Genomic DNA, 4,385 nt, shown 5'->3' with positions numbered 1-4,385 from the left:
GTCTGCCGCATCGACGATGGCACGCGCATCGCCGCCGACGGCGTGGCGCGACCGGTCGAAGGCCATCCGGGGCAGTTGCAGGTGCGCTTCGTGCCGGACTGGCTGGCATGGGCACCGCTGGTGTGGGCCGACTACTGGGTGATCGCGCTGGACCCGGAGTACCAGTGGGCATTGGTCGGCGACCCGGACCGCAAGTACCTGTGGATCCTGTCGCGCTCGCCGAGCATGGACCGCGCCCTGTTCGCGCAGATCAAAGCGCAGGCCGAAGCGGTGGGCTACGACCTGGCGCCGCTGCGGGTGATGGCGCCGCTGGATTGAGCGGCACCACCGCTTTGCCCTACTCCTTGGCCTTGCTGCGGTAATCCAGCGGCGGCGCGGTGCGCTCCAGCAACGGCACATAGCGGAAACCGGCGCCACGTCGGCGTTCGAATTCCTGCCTGGCCTGCGCCACCGTCTGCGGTGACTGCAGCAGCGTCACCGCGGTCAGCGCGAGCACGCGCGCGGCATTGAGCGCGCCCTTCGCACCGATCGGCGCCCCCGAGGCGGCCACCGCCTGCCAGCTGTGTGCCGGTGTACCCGGGACCCAGGTGGCGGTACTCAGACCAACCGTCGGCACATTCCAGCTGACATCGCCGACATCGGTGGACGCCCCACCGGCCTGCTCGGCGCTGTAGGGCTCCAGGGATGCGGCGCTTTCCAGCKCAGGGCGCTGCTGCAGGCTTTGCTGCAGTTGCTGCGCGAACGCGGTATCGGCAGCGTCGTAGATCACGCCACCCACCTGCTGCAGCGAACGCTGCATGACCTGGCCCAACACATCGTTGGGCAGCAGCGAGTACACCCCACCGGTAGGCTCGAATGTCGCCTCGGTGCCGGTGCCCATCGCCGCGCCGCGCGCGGCCARGTGCAGGCGCGCGATCACATCGCGCACCACGGCCGGATCGACGTGGCGCACGTAGTAATAGGCTTCGGCCGCGTCGGGCACCACGTTGGGGGCCGCACCGCCATTGCTGATCACGTAATGGATGCGCGTGCCGTCGGGCACGTGCTCGCGCATCATGTTGGCCATGTGGTTGAGCGCCTCCACCCCATCGAGCGCCGAACGTCCGCGATCCGGCGCGAGCGCGGCATGCGCTGCGATGCCCTTGAAGCGGAATTTACCGCTGATGTTGGCCAGGCTGGTGCCTTGGGCGGCAGAGTTGGCCGAGGCCGGGTGCCAGTGCAGGGCCACGTCGACGTCGTCAAACAGACCCGCACGGGTCAGGTAGACCTTGCCACTTCCGCCCTCCTCGGCGGGGGTGCCGTACACGCGGATCTCGCCGTCKCTGCCGCTGGCCTTCAGCCACTGCGCCACGGCCTGCGCGGCACCGACCACGGCCGCACCGAACAGGTTGTGGCCGCACGCCTGCCCGGCGTCCTGTCCATCGATCGGGCTGCGTGTCGGCACGGCTGCCTGGGCCATGCCCGGCAGCGCATCCATCTCGGCCAGCAGCGCGATCACCTGGCCCTTGCCACGATGCCCGTAACGGGCGACGAATGCGGTCGGCATGCCGGCGACGCCCGCTTCGATGCGGAAGCCGGCCTTGCGCAGCTCCTGCTGCAGCAGCGCGGAGGACTGCGTTTCCTGGTAGCCCAGCTCCGGCGTCGCCCACAGTGCGCGGCCCACCTCGGCCTGCCGGCCCGCGTAGGCATCCACGGCTGCCAGCACGCGGTCCGGTGCGTCTGCAGCGACTGCMGGCATGGCCAGCGCCGTGGCCATCAGCGCCAGCACGAAGCGCGCGCGCAGGCGCAGAGGATCAGTAGAAGCGGACATTGTCGATCTCGAACCAGATCTTCGCGCCGGCCGAGCCGGTGCCGGAGAACACCAGCTGTTGCACGTCGTTACCGCGCCACGTCGGCAGCGGCCCCTTCGCGCGATACGGCGGCTGGCCCTGCAGCGCAGTGAACGGAATTTCCAGCGTCTGCCAGCCACCGCTGGCAGCGACCGGCGCGATCCAGCGACGGCCGCCCAGTCCACGCGCCTCCAGCGTCAGCGTCGCATCGCCGCGTACATCCACGCGCACGCCCCGCCAGCCGCGCAGGTCCACCGGCGCCACCGAGCCACGGCTCAGCGGCAGGATCACCGCCGCATACGCATCATCCTTGCTGGACAGCTTGGCCTGCATCGACAACGCCTTGCCGCCCTGCTCGCGGTCGATCACCGTGGTGACCTGCACGGTGCGGTCGTTGCCGCCGTCGGCATCGTCGTTGCGCAGCGTATCCAGCGCGGTGCGTTGATCGGCGCGCTCGACGTCATCGACCAGCGCCGCGATGCGCAGCGGCGGCAGCGATTCGGCGCGGTTGCCGGCAGGCAGCTTCACCCCCTTGCCCACCACCTGTCGACCGGCCACATACACCTGCTCGGTGTTGCGCACATCGCTGATGCGCTCCCACGGCCGCCCCTTGACCAGCAGCAGATCCGCGCGTTTGCCCACTTCGATGCGGCCGCGATCGTCCAGCGCCAGCGCTTCGGCGCTGGCACTGGTACCGGCAACCAGGGCTTCGCCGGGGGTCAGCCCGGCCTGCACGAACAGTTCCAGCTCGCGCAGGGTGGAGGCGCCGTGCGGCGTGCCGGTCATCCCGGCATCGGTACCCAGCACGATCGGAATGCCGGCATCGTGCAGTGTCTTGACGTTGCGCAGCGCATTGGCAAAGTTCGCCTCGCGCTGGCGGTAGGCCTCGGTGCCCGCACGGTCCTTGCCGCTACCATCCACGCGCTCGGGCAGGTACACCGCCAACGAGGGYGAATAGCGCGTGCCGTGCGCCTTCATCAATGCGATCAGCTCGGCATCGGCCGGGCCGTCCTGCACGCTGTGCGCCAACGCGTCCACGCCGGCCCGCGCGGCGGTCTTGCCGCGCTTGACCATCACCGTGTGGGTGAACACGCGCAGCTGCTGGCGGTGCGCCTCTTCCACGAGTGCGGCGAGGGTGTCCTCATCCATGCTGCTGTTGTCGGCGGCATTGGAATACCGCCAGCCGTCGGTGAAGGCCTTGATGAAGTCCGGCTTGTAGGCGGCCACCTGCTTGACCGCCGCCGTGGCCGATGCCGGCGAGTTGACCCAACGCGTGGTGTTCTCATCGCCCCAATCCGCGCCATGGCCGAGGGGCGTGCTCATTCGCGCGGCGAACTTCACATCCGGTGCGGCGATGCTGTGCAACCAGGCGCGGCGCGGTGCGTAGGCTTCAGGCGGCTGGTGGAAGTCGCTGACCGTGGTGACCCCGGCAGCGAGATAACGGTTGGCGATCTGCGGCAACGTCGATGGCTGCGCGTTCGGGGTCCAGTGGGTGTGCAGGTCGAACAACCCAGGCAACAGCGCCTGGCCCTTCGCATCGACCTGCCGGGTATGCGCCGGCGCCTTCAGGTCGGCCCCGATCGCGGCGATGCGACCGCCCTGCACCAGCACGCTGGCTGCATAGGGCGCGCGTCCGGTGCCATCGAAAACCATCGCATTGCGGATCAGCACGTCATCGTCGGCGGCACTGGCCACCTGCATCGCCTGACCACTGGCCAGCAGCAGGCCGGTCAACAGTGCCAGCCGACGTACGCGGCGCAGGGTGGACATCGAGGTCGGTTTCATGGGGCGTCCTGGTTCATTGCAGTGAGCGCGGCGCGCTGTAGGCGGCGTTGTGCGGTGCCCGCAGCCAGACATCGTTGCCCTCCTGCTCCACCGCCAGCCCCAGGCTGAGCGCGACGCTGCGCGCGAAACCGATCGGGTCGTTGGCCGAGTAAAGGCCGACGATGCGGCGGCTGCCGACCAGCGGGTCGTCGATCATGATGCGCACATCGCTGTAGCGCAGGAACTGCGCCGCCGCCACCGACAGCGTGTCGCCGTTGAAGGACAGCATCCCCTCGCGCCACGCCAGCTGGTGGTCCAGGTCATCGTGCTCGACGTTCTCGATGCGGATGCCGTGGGTGCGGTTGGCCAGCGCGCGGTGGTTGGCCAGCAGCCGGGTCGGTGCGATCGCGCCACTGGCATTGGCCACATCGACGATGCCCTCGCGCACCAGTACCTCCACCCCGCGTGTGCGCTGCTCGTTGAGGCTGACCGAGAAGCTGGTGCCCACGGCGGTCACGGCGGTATCGCGCGCCACCACCACGAAGGGGCGCGCGCGGTTCTTGGCGACATCGAACAGCGCCTCACCGCGCAGCAGGGTGATTTCGCGACGCTGCTCGGTGTAATGCACACGCACCGCCGCGCCCGAATCCAGGGTCACCGCCGAACCATCGGCCAGCGGCACGCGCAGGATCTCGCCCTTGCGGGTCAGGTGGTAATCACCGGCATCGCTGTGCTCATGCACGCCCAGCGCCAGCAGGCACAGGCTGGCGGCGAGCCCGAACGCCCATTGCA

Annotated in this window: 4 protein-coding genes; 1 reads left to right on the top strand and 3 read right to left on the bottom strand. The window is 69.4% G+C overall.

Annotation, left to right across the window (positions count from 1 at the left end; all coding sequences use genetic code 11):
* Nucleotides 1-318 (top strand): lipocalin family protein (locus ACXJKH_RS15915; protein ID WP_457320739.1); only part of this gene is annotated, 318 nt, incomplete at its 5' end.
* Between the two features lie 19 nt (nt 319-337).
* Here the strand turns inward: ACXJKH_RS15915 and ACXJKH_RS15910 are convergent.
* The 3 genes from ACXJKH_RS15910 to ACXJKH_RS15900 all read right to left on the bottom strand — a co-directional run.
* A complete protein-coding gene (locus ACXJKH_RS15910) occupies nt 338-1,810 on the bottom strand; it encodes an amidohydrolase (protein ID WP_457320737.1) in 1,473 nt (490 codons plus the stop codon).
* On the bottom strand, nt 1,794-3,614 hold the full coding sequence (locus ACXJKH_RS15905) for an amidohydrolase family protein (RefSeq protein WP_457320735.1): 1,821 nt from the start codon (nt 3,612-3,614) through the stop codon (nt 1,794-1,796). The genes ACXJKH_RS15910 and ACXJKH_RS15905 overlap by 17 nt, the downstream gene beginning before the upstream one ends.
* 13 nt (nt 3,615-3,627) lie before the next feature.
* Nucleotides 3,628-4,385 (bottom strand): FecR family protein (locus ACXJKH_RS15900; protein ID WP_457320733.1); only part of this gene is annotated, 758 nt, incomplete at its 5' end.

The sequence above is a fragment of the Stenotrophomonas sp. P5_B8 genome (assembly GCF_054049855.1).
Note: the sequence above shows the minus strand (reverse complement) of the source record. Positions and strands in the feature narration are given on the sequence as shown.